This window comes from Lutaonella thermophila (genome assembly GCF_055387725.1).
The window spans coordinates 1326020-1342203 of sequence record NZ_AP043783.1 but is presented as its reverse complement, the minus strand read 5'-3'; the positions used below and the strand labels follow the sequence as shown (position 1 = coordinate 1342203).

Genomic DNA, 16184 nt, shown 5'->3' with positions numbered 1-16184 from the left:
TTTTAACAAATCTTAAAAAAGAAGTTGTTTTTTTGATAAATTGTTAATCTTAAGCTTAGAGCAGCTCATTTATAATTTCCTGTACTGTAATACCTTCTGCTTCGGCTTTGTAATTTTTTATAACCCTATGTTTTAAAATGCCGTGTGCAACTGCTTTTACATCTTCTATATCTGGAGAATATTTACCGTTTACAGCAGCATGTGCTTTTGCTGCAAGAATTAAATTTTGTGAGGCTCTCGGACCCGCACCCCAATCTACATATTGATTTACGTATGCTGTAGCAGATGGCGTATTGGGTCTGGTTTTATTTACTAATTGTACAGCATATTCTACCACATTATCTGCTACCGGAATTCTTCTTATTAAATGCTGTATTTCTACAATTTGGTTTGCAGAAAATAATGCTTTAATTTCTGGTGTTTCGTCATTTGTAGTGGCTTTAACCACTTCTATTTCTTCAGAAATACTTGGATATGTTAGCTCTATGGCAAACATAAATCTATCTAATTGAGCTTCCGGAAGCGGGTATGTTCCTTCTTGCTCTATTGGGTTTTGTGTTGCCAACACAAAATATGGGAGGTTTAATTTATAATGATGCCCGGCTACCGTTACAGCGCGCTCTTGCATAGCCTCTAATAAGGCAGATTGCGTTTTGGGCGGAGTACGATTAATTTCATCGGCTAAAATTATGTTAGCAAATACAGGACCTTTTATAAATTTAAATTCTCTATTATTATCTAAAATTTCGCTTCCTAAAATATCGCTCGGCATTAAATCTGGAGTAAATTGAATACGCTTAAATTCTAACCCTAATGCTTGAGCTATTGTATTTACCATAAGGGTTTTTGCCAACCCCGGCACACCTATTAAAAGCGCATGACCTCCTGAGTAAATAGCTAGTAGAATTTGGTTTATTACTGATTCTTGACCAATAATAACCTTAGCTATTTCTGATTTTAATTCGTTATGTTTTTTTACTAATTCTTGTATAGCCGAAACGTCTGACATGTTTTATTTTTTAAGCCAATTGTTAGCAAAATTACACGATCTGTTATCTGAACTAACGTAAATATAAGTGTCTTTAATTTTTTCGGCCATCCATTTTTGAATTGCTTTGTATTGTTTTTCTTGTAAAGCTAATTGCTTAATTCTAGTATAATCTTTTGAGTAATCTGCCACGTGCTCATCAAAACGGTCTGTAACTTTTAGTATTTTATACTTTACTTTACCTTGATCTTGCTCAAGTAATGGCATTGATATTTCGCCATCTTTTAGGTTACTTACTTGATTGTACAAAGTGGGGTCCATTTTGGTTAACTCAAAACGAGTATCAAAAGTTGCAGGGTTTCTAAGCACTCCACCATCAAACTTAGTTTCTTTATCATCCGAAAAATTTCTGGCTGCTTCAGCAAAAGTTATCTCGCCGTCTAAAATACGTTGTCTAATGTCTAACAACTCTTTTCGGGCTTTTTCTTTAGCTTCTTCCGGCACTTCTGGTACTAATAAAATATGCCTTACGTCTAATTCTTGTCCTCTTATTTTTTCTAAATAAATTATGTGCCACCCGAAAATAGTCTCAAACGGCTCTGAAACTTCTCCTTCTTGAAGGCTAAAAGCAACGTCTTTAAATTCTTTAACAAAAGGCGTTTTCTTAGTCATTTTATACAAACCACCTTGCGGACGAGAGACGGGATCTTGAGAATACAGTATGGCTTTAGTTTTAAAGCTGGCACCATTTTCTAAAACATCCCTTCTAATTTCGTTTAATTTATCTATAACTCTTTTTTTCTCTTCTTCCGGCACTTCGGGCTCTATAACTATTTGAGATATTTCTAATTCTGCTCCAAATACCGGTCTTTCTTCTTCAGGAATTCGTTCAAAAAATTGTTTTACTTCTTCTGGCGTAATCTCTACTTTACTAACAATATCTTCTTTCATTTTCTCTGCCAGCATTCTAACTTTATTAATCTCAAAAAGCTCTTTTCTAAAGCTTTCTTCGTCTTGCTTTTTATAGAATTCAATAACTTTTTCTATAGAGCCAACTTGTTGTACAAGGTAATCTATTTGACGTTGTACTGTTGCCTGAACCTCAGCATCTGTAAGCTCTATACTATCTTGAACGGCTTGGTGAGCATAAAGTTTATCTTCCATTAATTTACCCAACAATTTACATCGGGTAAGTTCTTTGGTTGTTATACCTTGGTTTTTTAAATCTATTAAGGTTTTGTCTACGTCAGATTCTAAAATCACATACTCACCTATAACGGCTGCAACTCCGTCTATTTTAACTTTCTCAAAAGGTGCTTGTTCTATTTCTGAAGTTTCTGCAGTGGCAGTGTTTTCTACATTCTCTTGCTGTGTATCTTCTTGTGAAAAAACAAAGGTTGTAAAAAATAATGCTGCAAAAAAAGATAATGTTCTCATGGTATTAATTGTAAACTTCAAAGTCGGCTTTCTTAGTGGCTTCATTTAAAATATCTCTTTCTAAGTTTCTAATAAAATCTAATTTTCTTTGGTTTATTATTATCTCTTTTATAGTTGGTTGTAAATGAGATAATGGTGCTATTTCGTTTTGAGGTAGCACCTCGGTAATTTTCACCAAATATACCCCTAATGAGTCTTCTAATTCAAAAAATTGTGACTTTTTTAAGTATTTCTCTTTATTCTCGAATGTTATTGCGGGAACTTTTTGCATTAATTGCGTGGCTTTTACCCAAATAGAATCGTTTAAACTATACGATTTAAATTGCAATGCAACAGAATCTAAATATGATATGTTTTCGGGTGTTAGGTTTTTAAACTTGTTTACTATATCGTTTTTATTAGTAAAGGCTTTAGGTAAACTAATGTATTGAAATTTTATAAGCTCTTGATTAAGCTTAAAGTTTTCTTTATTTGCTTCGTAATATTCTTCTATTAAATCTTTACTTACGGCAGTATCTACAAATTTAGACACCAAAGCTTCTTTATAGGCACTTATATAAAGGTCTGCCCTATAATCATTCACTAGCTTATTAAAAGCCTCTTGTTTTTCTTCGCTTAAATTTATAATTGCTTTTTCTAATAGTAATTGCTTAGATGCCCAAGAGTTAATGTAATTATTAATTAAAAGGGCGCTATCTGTTTTAGATAACCCGTCTGTAACTAACGATTTAATATCTTTTTCATACAAAAAATTATCGCCAACTCTAGCAACAACCACCTCCAAATCGTCTGGCTGTTTTGTAAAATACGAACACGATAACAACAAACCAAAAAGTAACAACAAGCTATTAATCTTTCTCAAAATACTCTCAACTTTATAACTAAGCAAAATTAATAATTATGCTCTTGTAGCCAAGTAAACTAACTGCATTAACACATTTTTATAAATAGGTGCAGTTTATTTTTTCTACCTTGCAAAATAGAAACCAAAACCAACCAAACTATGAAATATACATTAGAAATTACAATACAAGCACCACTAGAAGAGGTCATAAAAAAGTTTGATAGTGTTGAGAATATGAAACACTGGCAACGTGGCTTTGTTAGCTACAATCATATTTCTGGCACTCCGGGTAAAGAAGGAGCTCAAGCTGAGCTTACTTACAAAATGGGGAAAAGAGAAATTACCATGGTAGAAACCATTACAAAAATAAATTTACCACATGAGTTTCACGGTACATATGATGCAAAAGGGGTACATAATATTCAAAAAAATTATTTTGAAGCTTTAGACGATACAACTACTAAATGGACTTCTGAGAGCGAGTTTAAGTTTTCTAGTTTTGCCATGAAGTTTTTTGCCTTTATTATGCCGGGAGCATTTAAAAAGCAATCCTACCAATACATGAAAGATTTTAAAGCCTTTGTTGAAGAAGGAAAATCTGTTACCAATACAGAAAATAAATAAAAAAGCGCTACCCAAAGTAGCGCTTTTGCTTTACTGCTATTTAAAAATTATCTGGAATAATTTGGAGCTTCTTTAGTAATAGTAACATTGTGCGGATGACTCTCGTGAATACCGCTTGATGTAATTTGAACAAATTTTGCTGTTTCTTTTAAGGTAGCAATATCTTTAGCACCGCAATATCCCATACCGGCTCTTAAACCACCTACAAATTGGTGCATGCTTTCAACCAATTCTCCTTTGTAAGGCACTCTACCAACAATGCCTTCGGGTACCAGCTTTTTAATATCGTCTTCTACATCTTGAAAGTAACGGTCTTTACTTCCTTCTTTCATTGCCTCTACAGAGCCCATCCCTCGGTACGATTTAAACTTTCTACCTTCGTATATAATTGTTTCTCCCGGAGATTCTTTTGTACCGGCCAATAAAGAACCTAACATAACGCAATCTGCACCGGCTGCTATTGCTTTTGGAATATCTCCGGTATACCTAATACCTCCATCTGCAATTACAGGAACTCCACTGCCTTTTATTGCTTGTGCAACCTCCATAACGGCAGATAATTGAGGGAAACCAACTCCTGCAACTACACGAGTTGTACAAATAGACCCCGGACCAATTCCTACTTTAACAGCATCTGCACCATTATCTACTAAAAATTTAGCTGCCTCTGCTGTTGCAATATTCCCCACCACAACATCTAAATCAGGAAAAGCTTCTTTAACTTGTTTAAGTATAGAAACCACACCTTTTGTGTGCCCATGAGCAGTATCTATAACAATTGCATCTACCCCGGCATTAACTAATGCTTCTGCTCTTTTAATGGCATCTGAAGTAACCCCAACGGCTGCTGCAACACATAATCTGCCGTACTTATCTTTATTAGCAATTGGTTTTTGGGTTAGTTTGGTAATATCTCTAAACGTTATTAGCCCAACAAGCTTGTTATCTTTAGTAACAACAGGAAGTTTTTCTATTTTGTTAGCTTGTAAAATTTCTTCGGCATCGGTAAGTGATGTTCCTTCTTTAGTGGTTACCAAATTCTCTGACGTCATTACCTCAACAATCGGTCTATCATTATTACGTTCAAATCGCAAATCTCTATTGGTAACAATTCCTTTTAAATAGCCTTTTTCATCTACAATAGGAATTCCGCCAATGCTGTGCTCTGCCATGCTTCTTTTGGCATCAATAACCTTTGCCGTTAAAGGTAATGTTACCGGGTCTAAAATCATTCCGCTTTCGGCTCGTTTTACTTTTCTAACCTTGAGCGCTTGCTGCTCTATTGTCATGTTTTTGTGTAAAACGCCAATACCTCCTTCACGTGCCATTGCAATTGCCATACGACTTTCTGTAACGGTATCCATTGCAGCCGATACAATTGGCACATTTAAGTTAATGTTTCTGGTGAATTTTGATTGAATATTTACCTCTCTGGGAAGTACCTCTGAGTAGCCGGGAACAAGTAGTACATCATCGTACGTTAATCCTTGGCCTACAAATTTATTTTGGTGAGATTTCATGGTGCAACTTGTAAATTAGTTGCACGCAAATATACTACTTTTTTACTGATAATAAAGTAAGTAACTTGCTTAATTAAACTATCTTGATTTTGTAAATAACTGGTAAAAAATAATAAGGGTTGAAGCTAAAAAACTAAGGGTCATTAATACCCCGGAAAACATAACAATGTACTTCATCCAGAGCATCCCTGTCCAGAGTAAATAAATTCCTCCAAACGTTAAAACAACAGAGATAAAAGGCTCTATCATTAAAAAATGCTTAATGTTTTTATTAAGCTTGGTTGTTGCTAGCAATAAAGAAACCAAAAAGAAAATAACCGACATAGATAGCACATGGTTATGCACAAGAGTAAGCATTTCTTTATCGCTTTTCTTAAATTTCATAACGGCAGCATCTTCATCATTTTCATTTCCTAAATAATGCTCTTCTATGCCTTGCGGATTAGCGTTTGATGTTTTTTCTACAAACAACAAACCTGTATAAAACCCAACGCTTAATACTATTAAGAAAACTCCAATTAAAAGCTTAATTTCTTTAGGAAAAGTATGCAGCAGGCCGTTTAATTGCATTTATAAGACTTGTTTTTGATGAAGAATTTTTAATGATTTTAGTAAGTTGTTCATAGCATTTGTCATTGAGCGCACAGAAATTGTTGCGCCTGCTATAGCAGCTACATTTTCTTTATAAACTAAGTTATCGTTTTGGGTTTTACCGGTAAATTGTCTTAACCATCTTTTACTTCCAATCTCGCCTCCGTATTCTTCTCGGTACACTAACACTTTAGTTTTTACAACAATTAAATCGTTATCTAAAACAACTAAATAATCAAACTTAGCTGTTTTACTGGGTGCTTGGGCTAAGTAAGCAAACCCTAATCGTTTGTTATTACTAACAATCTCAAAAAAGTTTTCTTCACCAAACTCAGACGGGAGTTCTTTATTTAGTTCCGGAGTAATTACAACCGGATTAAGATTGAATTGTTCTACATTAAAAGCAGATTTAATTTCCTTATCTACCTTTTTTTGGATATTTCTCGGAATCCCGAGAACTAATAAGAAAAGTAATTGTGTAAGAATTAAAGCGTGTTTAATTATCATAATGCAAAAGTATTAATTATTTGCGTACTTAAACGCTAAAAACCGGAGCAACAAAAGTTGCTCCAGTTTATTAGGCTTTTGATTTTTTATATAATTAGAACCAAACTCCTATACCAAAGTTTAATCTGTTAGGCACATCGGCACCACTTACAGCATTATCACGAATTTGATAATCTCCTTTTGCCACAACCCCCGGTGCTATGTGGTAGGTTAAACCAAGGGTTAAATCGTTTCTGTTATAAGCATCGTTACGCTGCAAGCTTCCGGCTGTGTCTGCATGGGTATCGTACTGCTCATATCTTGCAAACGCAAATAGCTTTTGTTTTTTATCTTCCGGTAATAAGTTATAAGCTCCTTCTATATACCAGCCTTGTAAAGCGCTACCTAAATCTGTTTCGTAAAGTGCATTGTAAGCCTCAGTGTCTTTTAAGCTTGCATGTATAAACTGACCTCTGGCAGTAAAACGTCTGTAAGCATATCTGGCATCTAAACCAATCATACTAATTCCAACATCAGACCCTTCAATCATATCTACATCGTCTTCTGCTTGAGTTCTACCAAAATAACCTGCTAACCCTAAACGTAAGCCCGGAATACCATAGTAATCAAATTTTGCTGAAAAGTTAGGCTTGTTTATGGTTGATTTGATTGCTTTTTGACGTCCGTTACGTAAACCATTGCTTCCTCCAAGTACTTTTTCTCCATTAACAGAAGCAAAACCATTAAATACATATGCTTGGTATCCTAACGATAAATTATCAAATCTTCCGGTAACTCCTAACCCTATTTCTCTCCATGTAGTTGGCACAATAGAACCATCTACTGCAGGTCGCTCTGTACCGTTAAATGTAGTGGGTTCGTGAAACTCGTTAATAATACCCATCGGAACAAGCATTAAACCTCCTCTAATGTTAAAGTTATTGGCAACGTTGTAGTTAACAAACGCTTGTTCAACAAAAACCTCTTCAACATGCTCAAGCTCAATTTCTGTAACAAACTGTACTTGATCTGTAAACTTATATCCAACAAGTAATACAAAACGCTGAACGTCTAGCTCACCGTTATCGCCTTCAGGTTGGTTATACAATACTTCAGCATACCCTCCAAGAGTTACTTCTTTACCATAGTTTCCAGATAAAATTCTTTGAGCAGCATTCTGTTGCTTTTGTGGGTCAAACTGAATAGAATCTATTAATGTTTGAGAAAAAACATTACTGCAAAGTAGCAGTACAACAGCGGTAGTAAGTATTTTTTTCATTTAAGTTTATTTAGACTTGTTATAAACAATTGTTTTTTGCGGTGGCAAATATAAAACGCTCAAACAAGTCTGCAAACTTAATTTAGATTAATTTTAAATAATATTTTTTTATAATTACTTATCGTCTTTATAAATAATACTAATAATATGCATTAAATATTTTAGAAGCTTCGTTATAAGCACTTTCAAAGTGCATAGCACTAATACCTGTTTCTGCTTTTACAGACGTCATGTACGAATGTAATTTCTCTGTAGGCATGTTTCCTGTAAGCTCATCTTTGGCCATTGGGCAGCCTCCAAATCCTTGTATTGCTCCATCAAAACGTCTGCAGCCTGCTTTATAAGCTGCATCTACTTTTTCAAACCAAGTGGTTGGGGTGGTATGCAAATGTGCTCCAAATTCTATTTCCGGGTATTTGGGTATTAGGTTAGAAAACAAATAAGTTATAACGTCTGGTGTAGAGCTTCCGATTGTATCGGATAATGATAAAATTTTTACACCCATGTTATACAATCGCTCAGTCCACTCTGCTACAATTTCTACATTCCACGGATCTCCGTATGGGTTACCAAACCCCATAGACAAATAAGCTACAACCTCTTTATTGTTTGCATGAGCTATCTCTAAAATTTCTTTTAAAACATCTATACTTTGTGCAATGGTTTTATGCGTATTACGCATTTGAAAGTTTTCTGAAATAGAAAACGGATAACCCAAATAATGAATTTCTTTAAATTGTACAGCATCTTGCGCACCTCTTACATTAGCTACAATTGCCAATAGCTTACTCTTGGTTTTAGATAAATCTAACGCAGAGAGTACCTGAGCCGTATCTGCCATTTGAGGTATAGCTTTGGGCGACACAAAGCTTCCAAAATCTATGGTGTCAAACCCAACTTGTAATAAAGATTGAATGTATTGTACCTTTTTTTGTGTAGGTATAAACATTTTAATGCCTTGCATGGCATCTCTGGGACATTCTATAATCTTTACTTTATTATTCACTGTTATAAATATAAACAGGTTTAATATACTTACTTACTATTTTACAAGAGTATAAAAATACCAATTCCTATAAACACTATAATTTGTAACCATTTAAACAACCGGGTTGCTTTGTTATTATTTAAATATGTTGCTATACTTCCTGCTAATACAGAAACCAAGCAAAAAATTAAAAAAGCTTGTAGCATAAAGACAATGCCCAAAACATAAAATTGTGTTATTGTTGATAGGCTTGAGCTAAATAAAAAACCAGGAAAAAAAGCCAGAAAAAAAATAGAAACTTTAGGATTTAGCACATTCATAATAAACCCTTGCCTGTATAATTCGGTAAGCTTTTTTTGAGGCACTATTTGCTGATTTATACTCAAATTAGAGGTTTCTTTAAAAACTCTATAAGCCAGATAAAACAAATAAAACGCTCCAAAAACTTTAATGATTGTAAATAGTGTTTGACTCTCTTTTATTAGAGCAGATACTCCAAAAGCAACTAATGTTGTATGCACTATAATACCGGTAACCAATCCGGCACTTGTGGCAATACCATATTTTTTTCCGTTAGTGATGCTTTGCATTAAAACATAAATAATATCGGGTCCCGGAGACACCGTAAGCATCATACTGGCTACAATAAATGTTACAAGTATTTCTGTGTTCAAAATAAATATTCTTAACGCTCAAAAGTATGAAATCTTTATATTTGATTTGCTTATTTAAAACTAACTATGTTATCTAAAGCACAAAAAGCAACTTACAGAGAAGAATTATTTAGACATTTAGACGGATTAGCAACTACACCAACAGCATATGCACTGCACAATAAAGGAGTATTACAGCTTATAGTTAAAGAAAACAAAATAACGCTACAGCAAATAGTAAAAACAATTAACGCAAATGTTGGGTATTTAAATGTAGCCTTACGAGTTTTAGCCTCACAAGGCTGGCTTAATTACGACGTAGATAATAAAACCAACACTATTACACTTAGCAGCAACACTAAAACCAACATTGCTATAAATCATATTTATTTATACGAAGATGCAGTAAACTATTTAAAAGCTACAGAAAAATATGGTCTGCGCTCCTTTAACAAAGAATTATTAATACAGTTAGAAACTGTAGTTAAACGTTACAAAAAACAATTTAATTTACAATTAAGTAACAACCCAGAAGAGCGTGAGGTACAGCAACAAATTTTAAAACATATTGAAGGTGTTTTAGTAGGACCAACAGTAGTACTTTTAGGAATGGGTGGTATGTTTCATAAATATTTTATGGAAGCTTCTTTTAAACCAGAAGAATACCATAAAGACCCTAAAACTTTCGAAAAAGTGCTTGATTTTTTAACCCATTTAAATTGGTTTACCAAAAAAAACGGCACCTACAGTTTTACAGAAAAAGGACTGTTTTTTGCCAAAAGAGCAAGCGCTTACGGAGTTACCGTTTCTTATATCCCTACGCTTAGAAACTTAGATAAATTAATTTTTGAAAACCCTTCTTTTTTACGGGATATTTCTGCTCACCAAACCGAAGTGCATGTAGATAGAGAAATGAATGTTTGGGGAAGTGGTGGTGCTCATGCAGCTTATTTTAAGAAGATAGATGAGATTATAATTAAAATATTTAATAAAGAGCCTATAAAGCAGCAACCCAAAGGTATTTTAGATATGGGATGCGGTAACGGAGCTTTTTTAATTCATCTTTTTAATTTAATAGAAAAGCAAACCAAAAGAGGCCAGTATTTAGAAGAACACCCACTATTTTTAGTTGGAGTAGATTATAATGAAACTGCTCTAAAAGTTACTCGAGCTAATATAATACAGGCAGATATTTGGGCTAAAGTTATTTGGGGAGATATTGGTAATCCGGCCCAACTTAATAAAACTTTAAAGGAAAATTATAACATTAATTTAAAAGACTTATTAAACGTTAGAACTTTTTTAGATCATAACCGAATATGGTCTGAGCCAGAAAATGAGCCTGGTGAAATTAGTACATCTACAGGCGCTTTTGCTCATAAGGGTGCTTTAATAAACAACAACAAAGTATATCAAAACCTGGTAGAGCATTTTAAAAAATGGAAGCCATATGTAGAAAAATACGGCTTATTAGTTATAGAACTGCATACCATTAACCCCACATTGGCTGCAAACAATTTAGGTAAAACAGCTGCTACAGCTTATGATGCTACACACGGATACTCTGATCAGTATATTGTAGAAATAGACGTGTTTAAAAAAGCAGCTGCAAAAGCCGGTTTACTGGTAGATGAAAGTACTTTTGCAAAATTTCCTAACTCTGATTTAGCTACCGTAAGCATTAGTTTGCTAAAAGGGAATGCTTAATTTAAAAGAGCCTTATTAATTTTTTTTACAAGCGAAGGCCCTTCGTAAACAAATCCGGTATAAAGCTGAATTAGGGTTGCTCCGGCTTTAATTTTTTCTTTAGCATCATTCACATCATGAATCCCTCCTACTCCAATTATAGGGAATGCTCCTTTACTGTTTTCATGTAAAAACTTAATAACTTCTGTAGAGCGTTTAGCAAGCGGTTTCCCGCTTAGCCCACCAATTTCATTTTTATTGTCTGAAATCAGCCCTTCTCTGTTTAATGTTGTGTTGGTGGCAATTAATCCGGCAATATTTGTAGTTTTTACAATTTCAATAATATCTAATAACTGACTATTGGTTAAATCTGGCGCAATTTTTAAAAGAATAGGCTTTGGCTTTACTTGCAACTGTTGCGCTTTTATTGCATTCTCTTGTTGTAATGTGTTTAAAATTTTAGTTAGAGGCTCTTTTTCTTGTAGTTCTCTCAGTCCGGGAGTGTTGGGAGAACTTACATTAACCACAAAATAATCTACATAATTATAAAGTGCGTTAAAACAGTATATATAATCTTTAACCGCCTCATTGTTTGGGGTTGTTTTATTTTTACCAATATTTCCTCCAACAAGAACATTTTTTTGTTGTAGTTTTTTTTGATTCTTTTTTAATCTGTTAACAAGCGCTTCTACTCCTGCATTATTAAATCCCATTCTGTTAATAATTGCAGAATCTTGTTTTAACCTAAACAATCGTTTTTTAGGATTTCCAGCTTGTGGTTTCGGAGTTACTGTTCCTACTTCAATAAATCCGAATCCAAAATTAGCCAACTCACTATGTAGTTTAGCATCTTTATCAAAGCCAGCAGCTAGTCCAACTGGATTTTTAAAAGTAAGTCCAAAAACCTCTCGTTCAAGTTTTTTATCTTCAATAGTATAAATGCTTCTAATTATTAAAGAAACACCGGGAATTTGGTTGATGAGTTTAATGGTTTTGAAGGTAAAATGATGAACTTGTTCTGCATCAAACAAAAACAAAAAAGGCCTAACTAATAATTTGTACATGTGCATTAGTTTGCACAAAAATAGCTCTTATTAAAAAAACACCCAATGCAACTTGCTTAAATATTTTAAGTGCTATTTTTGCCAGAATTGAAAGTAGCACCAGTAATTAGTTTTTATATGAAACCAATAGTAAAACGATTTTTAGATTACGTGAAAATTGATACACAATCTGATCCAAATAGTAACACTACACCAAGTACACAAAAACAATGGGATCTTGCCAATAAATTAGTTGAAGAGCTAAAAAATATTGGAATGCAAGATGTTACCATTGATGAGAATGCTTACATTATGGCTACATTGCCAAGCAATGTAGATTACCATGTGCCTACTATTGGTTTTATTGCCCATTTTGATACTACACCGGATTTTACAGGTACAAATGTTAATCCGCAAATTATAGAAAATTACGACGGTAAAGATATTGTTCTTAACAAAGAAAAAAACATTGTTTTATCGCCCGATTACTTTGAAGATTTGTTACAATATAAAGGACAAACATTAATTACTACAGATGGTACTACGCTTCTTGGTGCCGATGATAAAGCTGGTATTGCAGAAATCATAACTGCAATGGAATATCTTATAAATCATCCGGAAATTAAACACGGACCTATACGGGTTGGCTTTACTCCCGATGAAGAAATTGGCAGAGGTGCTCATAAATTTGATGTAAAAAAGTTTGCTGCCGATTGGGCGTATACAATGGATGGCAGTCAGGCAGGAGAGTTAGAATTTGAAAACTTTAATGCAGCAGGAGCAGAAATCACAATTAAAGGGAAAAGTGTTCATCCCGGGTATGCTAAAAACAAAATGGTAAATGCTATTTTAATTGCAAATGAGTTTATAGCAATGCTGCCAAAAGATGAAGTCCCTGAAAAAACAACGCATAGAGAAGGATTTTTTCATGTGTATAGCCTAAAAGGCGATGTAGAAAATGCCCAGATACAATTAATTATTAGAGACCACGACAAAGATACTTTTCAAGCCAGAAAACAAGTAATAAATAACATCACCACACAACTTAACCAAAAATATAATGGCGCTGTTACTGCTAGTGTAAAAGACCAATATTACAATATGAAAGAGAAAATAGAACCTGTGTTTCATATTGTAGAGATTGCAGAACAAGCCATGTTAGATCTTGGTATAAAACCAATAATAAAACCTATTCGTGGTGGAACAGACGGCTCACAGTTAAGCTATATGGGACTTCCTTGCCCTAATATCTTTGCAGGCGGACATAATTTTCATGGTAAATACGAGTATGTTCCGGTAGAGAGCATGGAAAAAGCAACCAAAGTAATTGTTAGAATTGCACAATTAACTGCAGAGAAAGCCAAAAAATAACTTATTGTTAGGATTAGTATACTTAATTTTAATTTTAAACGTTATAAGGTATACTAATCCTAACTACTATGGAAAAGGTAACAACCGGCTTAACCGCAATTAACAATTTTATTGTTGAGACTTTTTCTACTCCGGAAATGATGTTCTTCGGAATTTTTTGCGCACTTTATTTACTTGTGTACAAGTATATAATAAAACGAATAAAAATTTCAGAATAAAAATTACACAATCGTTTCTTTATATTAGCAAGTACAAAGCTATTAAGTATGAAACGATTTAAAACTCCTGATGATTTTTTTGAAGCACAAACTCAATGGCAAGATATTTTACTGCTATTGCGTGAAATTTTATTGACTACAGAGCTCGAAGAAACTATAAAATGGGGGGCTCCCACCTATACAGTTTGTAATAAAAATGTTGTAGGTATTGGGGCTTTTAAAAATTATGTAGGATTATGGTTTTTTAATGGAGCTTTACTATCAGACCCAGATCAAGTTTTAATAAATGCACAAGAAGGAAAAACTAAAGCGCTCAGGCAATGGCGTTTTACAAATCTATCTGAAGTAAAAAAAGAGCAAGTTTTACGCTATGTAAATGAGGCAATAGAAAATCAAAAAAGAGGCTTAGAGATTAAGCCACAAAAAAAAGAGCAACTACAAATACCACAAATTTTAAACAACGCTTTACAAAGTGATTCTGAACTTGCTAACTCTTTTAATGTATTACCCCCTTATAAGCAACGAGAATATATAGAACATATTGGCACTGCTAAAAGAGAAGCAACAAAGCAAAGCAGGTTAGAAAAAAGTATATTACTTATAAAACAAGGATTAGGCTTACATGATAAATACCGTTAAAAACAAAAAAGCATCATTAAAAAATGATGCTTTTTTAGTTGAGCTGTAGTATAATATTATTTTTTCTTAGGAGCGTTAAGTTTAGCGCTCATTTCCATAGAAATTGCAGAGCGTTCAAACTTAATTTTACCGGCAGGAGTTTCTATAATGCACGTATTATCGTTATCGTTAAGCTCTAACACTTTACCGTGCATCCCGCTTTTGGTAACTACTCTGTCTCCTTTTTTTAATTCGTTTATAAATTTCTTTTCTTGTTTTTGACGTTTCATTTGTGGTCTAATCATAAAAAAGTAGATAACCACAAACATTAACAAGAACGGAAATAATGAGTTCTGAAAAATTGCTTCCATTTAGTTTATTGCTTTTTAATGATTGGTGCAGGTAATTTTTTTCCTGTACCTTCTATAAATGCTTTAATTTTTAATACTTCTTTTCCTTTTTCTGTGTTTGCAGAAACCGTAACCGTTTTCATAACATTACTTGCTCCCGAACCATTAAATTTAACAGTAAGCTCTCCTGTTTCTCCTGGTGCAATAGGAGTATTTTTTGGGTAGCTTGGCACTGTACAACCGCAACTGGTTTTTACATCGGTTATAATTAACGGAGCCTCTCCTGTGTTAGTAAATTTAAAAACAGTTTCTACTGCCTGACCTTGTTGTATAGTTCCAAAATCATGCTCTATTTTTTCAAAAGTCATTACAGGAAACTTAGTTGCTTGCTGATCTCTTTCAGTAGCCATCTCTAAGTTTTCTGCTTTTATTTTGCTGGCTGCATCTTCTTTTTGTTTACATGATACTGTAGCAGCCATAATGCCTAAAACAGTAAGTACTAATGTTTTTTTCATGGTTTTTTTAATTTTTTCAGGCCTAAAAATAAACATATTTTATTACATCAGGCCTCTACCTATTTTATTTAACTTTTGGTTAGTTTGGTAATCTTTAACCAGTTTGTCTAATACCCCATTTATAAAAATACTGCTCTTTGGTGTAGAGTATTCTTTAGCAATCTCTAAATACTCGTTTATGGTAACTCTAACCGGAATTGATGGAAAGTATAAAAACTCTGCAATGGCCATTTTTAGTAGTATACTATCTACCTCTGCAATACGCTCTTTATCCCAGTTAGGTGTTTTGCCTTCTATTTCTTTGCTTAACTTCTCATCGTTTAAAACTGTTTTTAAAAGCAAATTTTTGGCAAATTCTCTGTCTTCTTGATCTTTATAAAGTGATTCAATAAAGATTGTTTTAGAAGAATTTTGGTTTATTTTTTTTATTTTCTTTAGAATAATAGTATTAACCAATGGTAAATCGTCTAGCCAGGTTAAACTATGGTCTTCTATATATTCGTAAAGCTTTGGGTGTGGAGCAATTATTTCTTTATAAAGTTCTACAAAAAAAGACTGGTCTTCTTTAATGCTATTGGTTGTAGTTTTCATGTAATCTTTATAGATTTCACTTTCTACTATTGCATCATAAACCAATCTTACATATTCATCATCTAACTCCCAATGCTTAATTTTCTTAGCTTCTAAAGCATCTAAAACATGCTCATTATTTGCTAATAACTGAAGTATGTAATTATTAACAAATTTTGTGTTGGGATTTTTATCTGTTTCTGTAGCTAAATATTTTTTTTGGGCAATTTCAAGTTGTTTCTGAGCAGTTTTTCTGAGTTCTATTAACAAACTAAGCAACAGTAAATACAAGCTCTCCATTCTTTCTATGCTGGTAAATAGAAATTTTTGCTGGGCATCTACATCACTATGTTTAGATTGTAACATAGCGTATATAGCTTGCATTACTTTTACCCTTATGTGT

Annotated in this window: 18 protein-coding genes; 5 read left to right on the top strand and 13 right to left on the bottom strand. The window is 33.5% G+C overall.

The window, feature by feature from the left end; genetic code table 11:
• Positions 1–55: 55 nt before the first annotated feature.
• Genes ACZ5CF_RS06225 through ACZ5CF_RS06215 form a run of 3 tightly spaced genes read right to left on the bottom strand, consistent with a single transcriptional unit; the run spans position 56 to position 3287 of the window.
• On the bottom strand, positions 56–1009 hold the full coding sequence (locus ACZ5CF_RS06225) for an AAA family ATPase (RefSeq protein WP_464578301.1): 954 nt from the start codon (positions 1007–1009) through the stop codon (positions 56–58).
• A 3-nt stretch (positions 1010–1012) separates the two neighbouring features.
• Entirely contained in the window at positions 1013–2425 is a 1413-nt protein-coding gene (locus ACZ5CF_RS06220; RefSeq protein ID WP_464578300.1) for a peptidylprolyl isomerase, read from the bottom strand.
• Positions 2426–2429: 4 nt separating this feature from the next.
• A complete protein-coding gene (locus ACZ5CF_RS06215; RefSeq protein ID WP_464578299.1) occupies positions 2430–3287 on the bottom strand; it encodes a peptidyl-prolyl cis-trans isomerase in 858 nt (285 codons plus the stop codon).
• 141 nt (positions 3288–3428) lie between these two features.
• On the opposite strand from ACZ5CF_RS06215, the gene ACZ5CF_RS06210 reads away from it, so the two are divergent.
• Positions 3429–3893, top strand: coding sequence for an SRPBCC family protein (locus tag ACZ5CF_RS06210; protein ID WP_464578298.1), 465 nt, complete (start codon positions 3429–3431; stop codon positions 3891–3893).
• A gap of 47 nt (positions 3894–3940) precedes the next feature.
• On the opposite strand, the gene guaB is transcribed toward ACZ5CF_RS06210, so the two are convergent.
• From guaB to ACZ5CF_RS06180, 6 genes are all read right to left on the bottom strand, one after another.
• Entirely contained in the window at positions 3941–5413 is a 1473-nt protein-coding gene (gene guaB, locus ACZ5CF_RS06205) for an IMP dehydrogenase (RefSeq protein ID WP_464578297.1), read from the bottom strand.
• Positions 5414–5491: 78 nt separating this feature from the next.
• The gene (locus ACZ5CF_RS06200) at positions 5492–5983 is read right to left on the bottom strand and encodes a hypothetical protein (RefSeq protein WP_464578295.1); all 492 of its coding nucleotides are present in this window, start codon (positions 5981–5983) and stop codon (positions 5492–5494) included.
• Positions 5984–6511, bottom strand: coding sequence for an FMN-binding protein (locus ACZ5CF_RS06195; protein ID WP_464578294.1), 528 nt, complete (start codon positions 6509–6511; stop codon positions 5984–5986).
• A gap of 94 nt (positions 6512–6605) precedes the next feature.
• Entirely contained in the window at positions 6606–7769 is a 1164-nt protein-coding gene (locus ACZ5CF_RS06190; RefSeq protein ID WP_464578292.1) for a porin, read from the bottom strand.
• Between the two features lie 139 nt (positions 7770–7908).
• Positions 7909–8775, bottom strand: a complete 867-nt coding sequence (locus ACZ5CF_RS06185; RefSeq protein WP_464578290.1) for a hydroxymethylglutaryl-CoA lyase — start codon at positions 8773–8775, stop codon at positions 7909–7911.
• Between the two features lie 41 nt (positions 8776–8816).
• Positions 8817–9431, bottom strand: coding sequence for a LysE family translocator (locus ACZ5CF_RS06180; protein ID WP_464578288.1), 615 nt, complete (start codon positions 9429–9431; stop codon positions 8817–8819).
• A gap of 66 nt (positions 9432–9497) precedes the next feature.
• Here ACZ5CF_RS06180 and ACZ5CF_RS06175 point away from each other — a divergent pair, with 66 nt between their 5' ends.
• On the top strand, positions 9498–11117 hold the full coding sequence (locus tag ACZ5CF_RS06175; protein WP_464578287.1) for a class I SAM-dependent methyltransferase: 1620 nt from the start codon (positions 9498–9500) through the stop codon (positions 11115–11117).
• Here ACZ5CF_RS06175 and ACZ5CF_RS06170 read toward each other — a convergent pair.
• Positions 11114–12160: a quinone-dependent dihydroorotate dehydrogenase gene (locus ACZ5CF_RS06170; protein WP_464578285.1), complete on the bottom strand. Its 1047-nt coding sequence runs from the start codon at positions 12158–12160 to the stop codon at positions 11114–11116. The genes ACZ5CF_RS06175 and ACZ5CF_RS06170 overlap by 4 nt on opposite strands.
• A gap of 117 nt (positions 12161–12277) precedes the next feature.
• Between ACZ5CF_RS06170 and pepT the strand changes: the two genes are divergently transcribed.
• From pepT to ACZ5CF_RS06155, 3 genes are all read left to right on the top strand, one after another.
• Positions 12278–13510 (top strand): peptidase T, encoded by a 1233-nt coding sequence (gene pepT / locus ACZ5CF_RS06165; protein WP_464578283.1) that lies wholly within the window; start codon positions 12278–12280, stop codon positions 13508–13510.
• A gap of 68 nt (positions 13511–13578) precedes the next feature.
• Positions 13579–13728, top strand: coding sequence for a hypothetical protein (locus ACZ5CF_RS06160; RefSeq protein ID WP_464578282.1), 150 nt, complete (start codon positions 13579–13581; stop codon positions 13726–13728).
• Between the two features lie 48 nt (positions 13729–13776).
• Positions 13777–14367, top strand: a complete 591-nt coding sequence (locus ACZ5CF_RS06155) for a YdeI/OmpD-associated family protein (RefSeq protein ID WP_464578280.1) — start codon at positions 13777–13779, stop codon at positions 14365–14367.
• A gap of 56 nt (positions 14368–14423) precedes the next feature.
• On the opposite strand, the gene yajC is transcribed toward ACZ5CF_RS06155, so the two are convergent.
• Genes yajC through nusB form a run of 3 tightly spaced genes read right to left on the bottom strand, consistent with a single transcriptional unit; the run spans position 14424 to position 16165 of the window.
• Complete coding sequence (gene yajC / locus ACZ5CF_RS06150) at positions 14424–14717, bottom strand: preprotein translocase subunit YajC (protein WP_464578279.1); 294 nt, start codon at positions 14715–14717, stop codon at positions 14424–14426.
• 5 nt (positions 14718–14722) lie between these two features.
• Entirely contained in the window at positions 14723–15211 is a 489-nt protein-coding gene (locus tag ACZ5CF_RS06145; protein ID WP_464578277.1) for a DUF1573 domain-containing protein, read from the bottom strand.
• A 42-nt stretch (positions 15212–15253) separates the two neighbouring features.
• Positions 15254–16165 carry a transcription antitermination factor NusB gene (gene nusB / locus ACZ5CF_RS06140; RefSeq protein WP_464578276.1) on the bottom strand — a complete coding sequence of 304 codons (912 nt, stop codon included), beginning with the start codon at positions 16163–16165 and terminating at the stop codon, positions 15254–15256.
• Positions 16166–16184 lie beyond the last annotated feature (19 nt).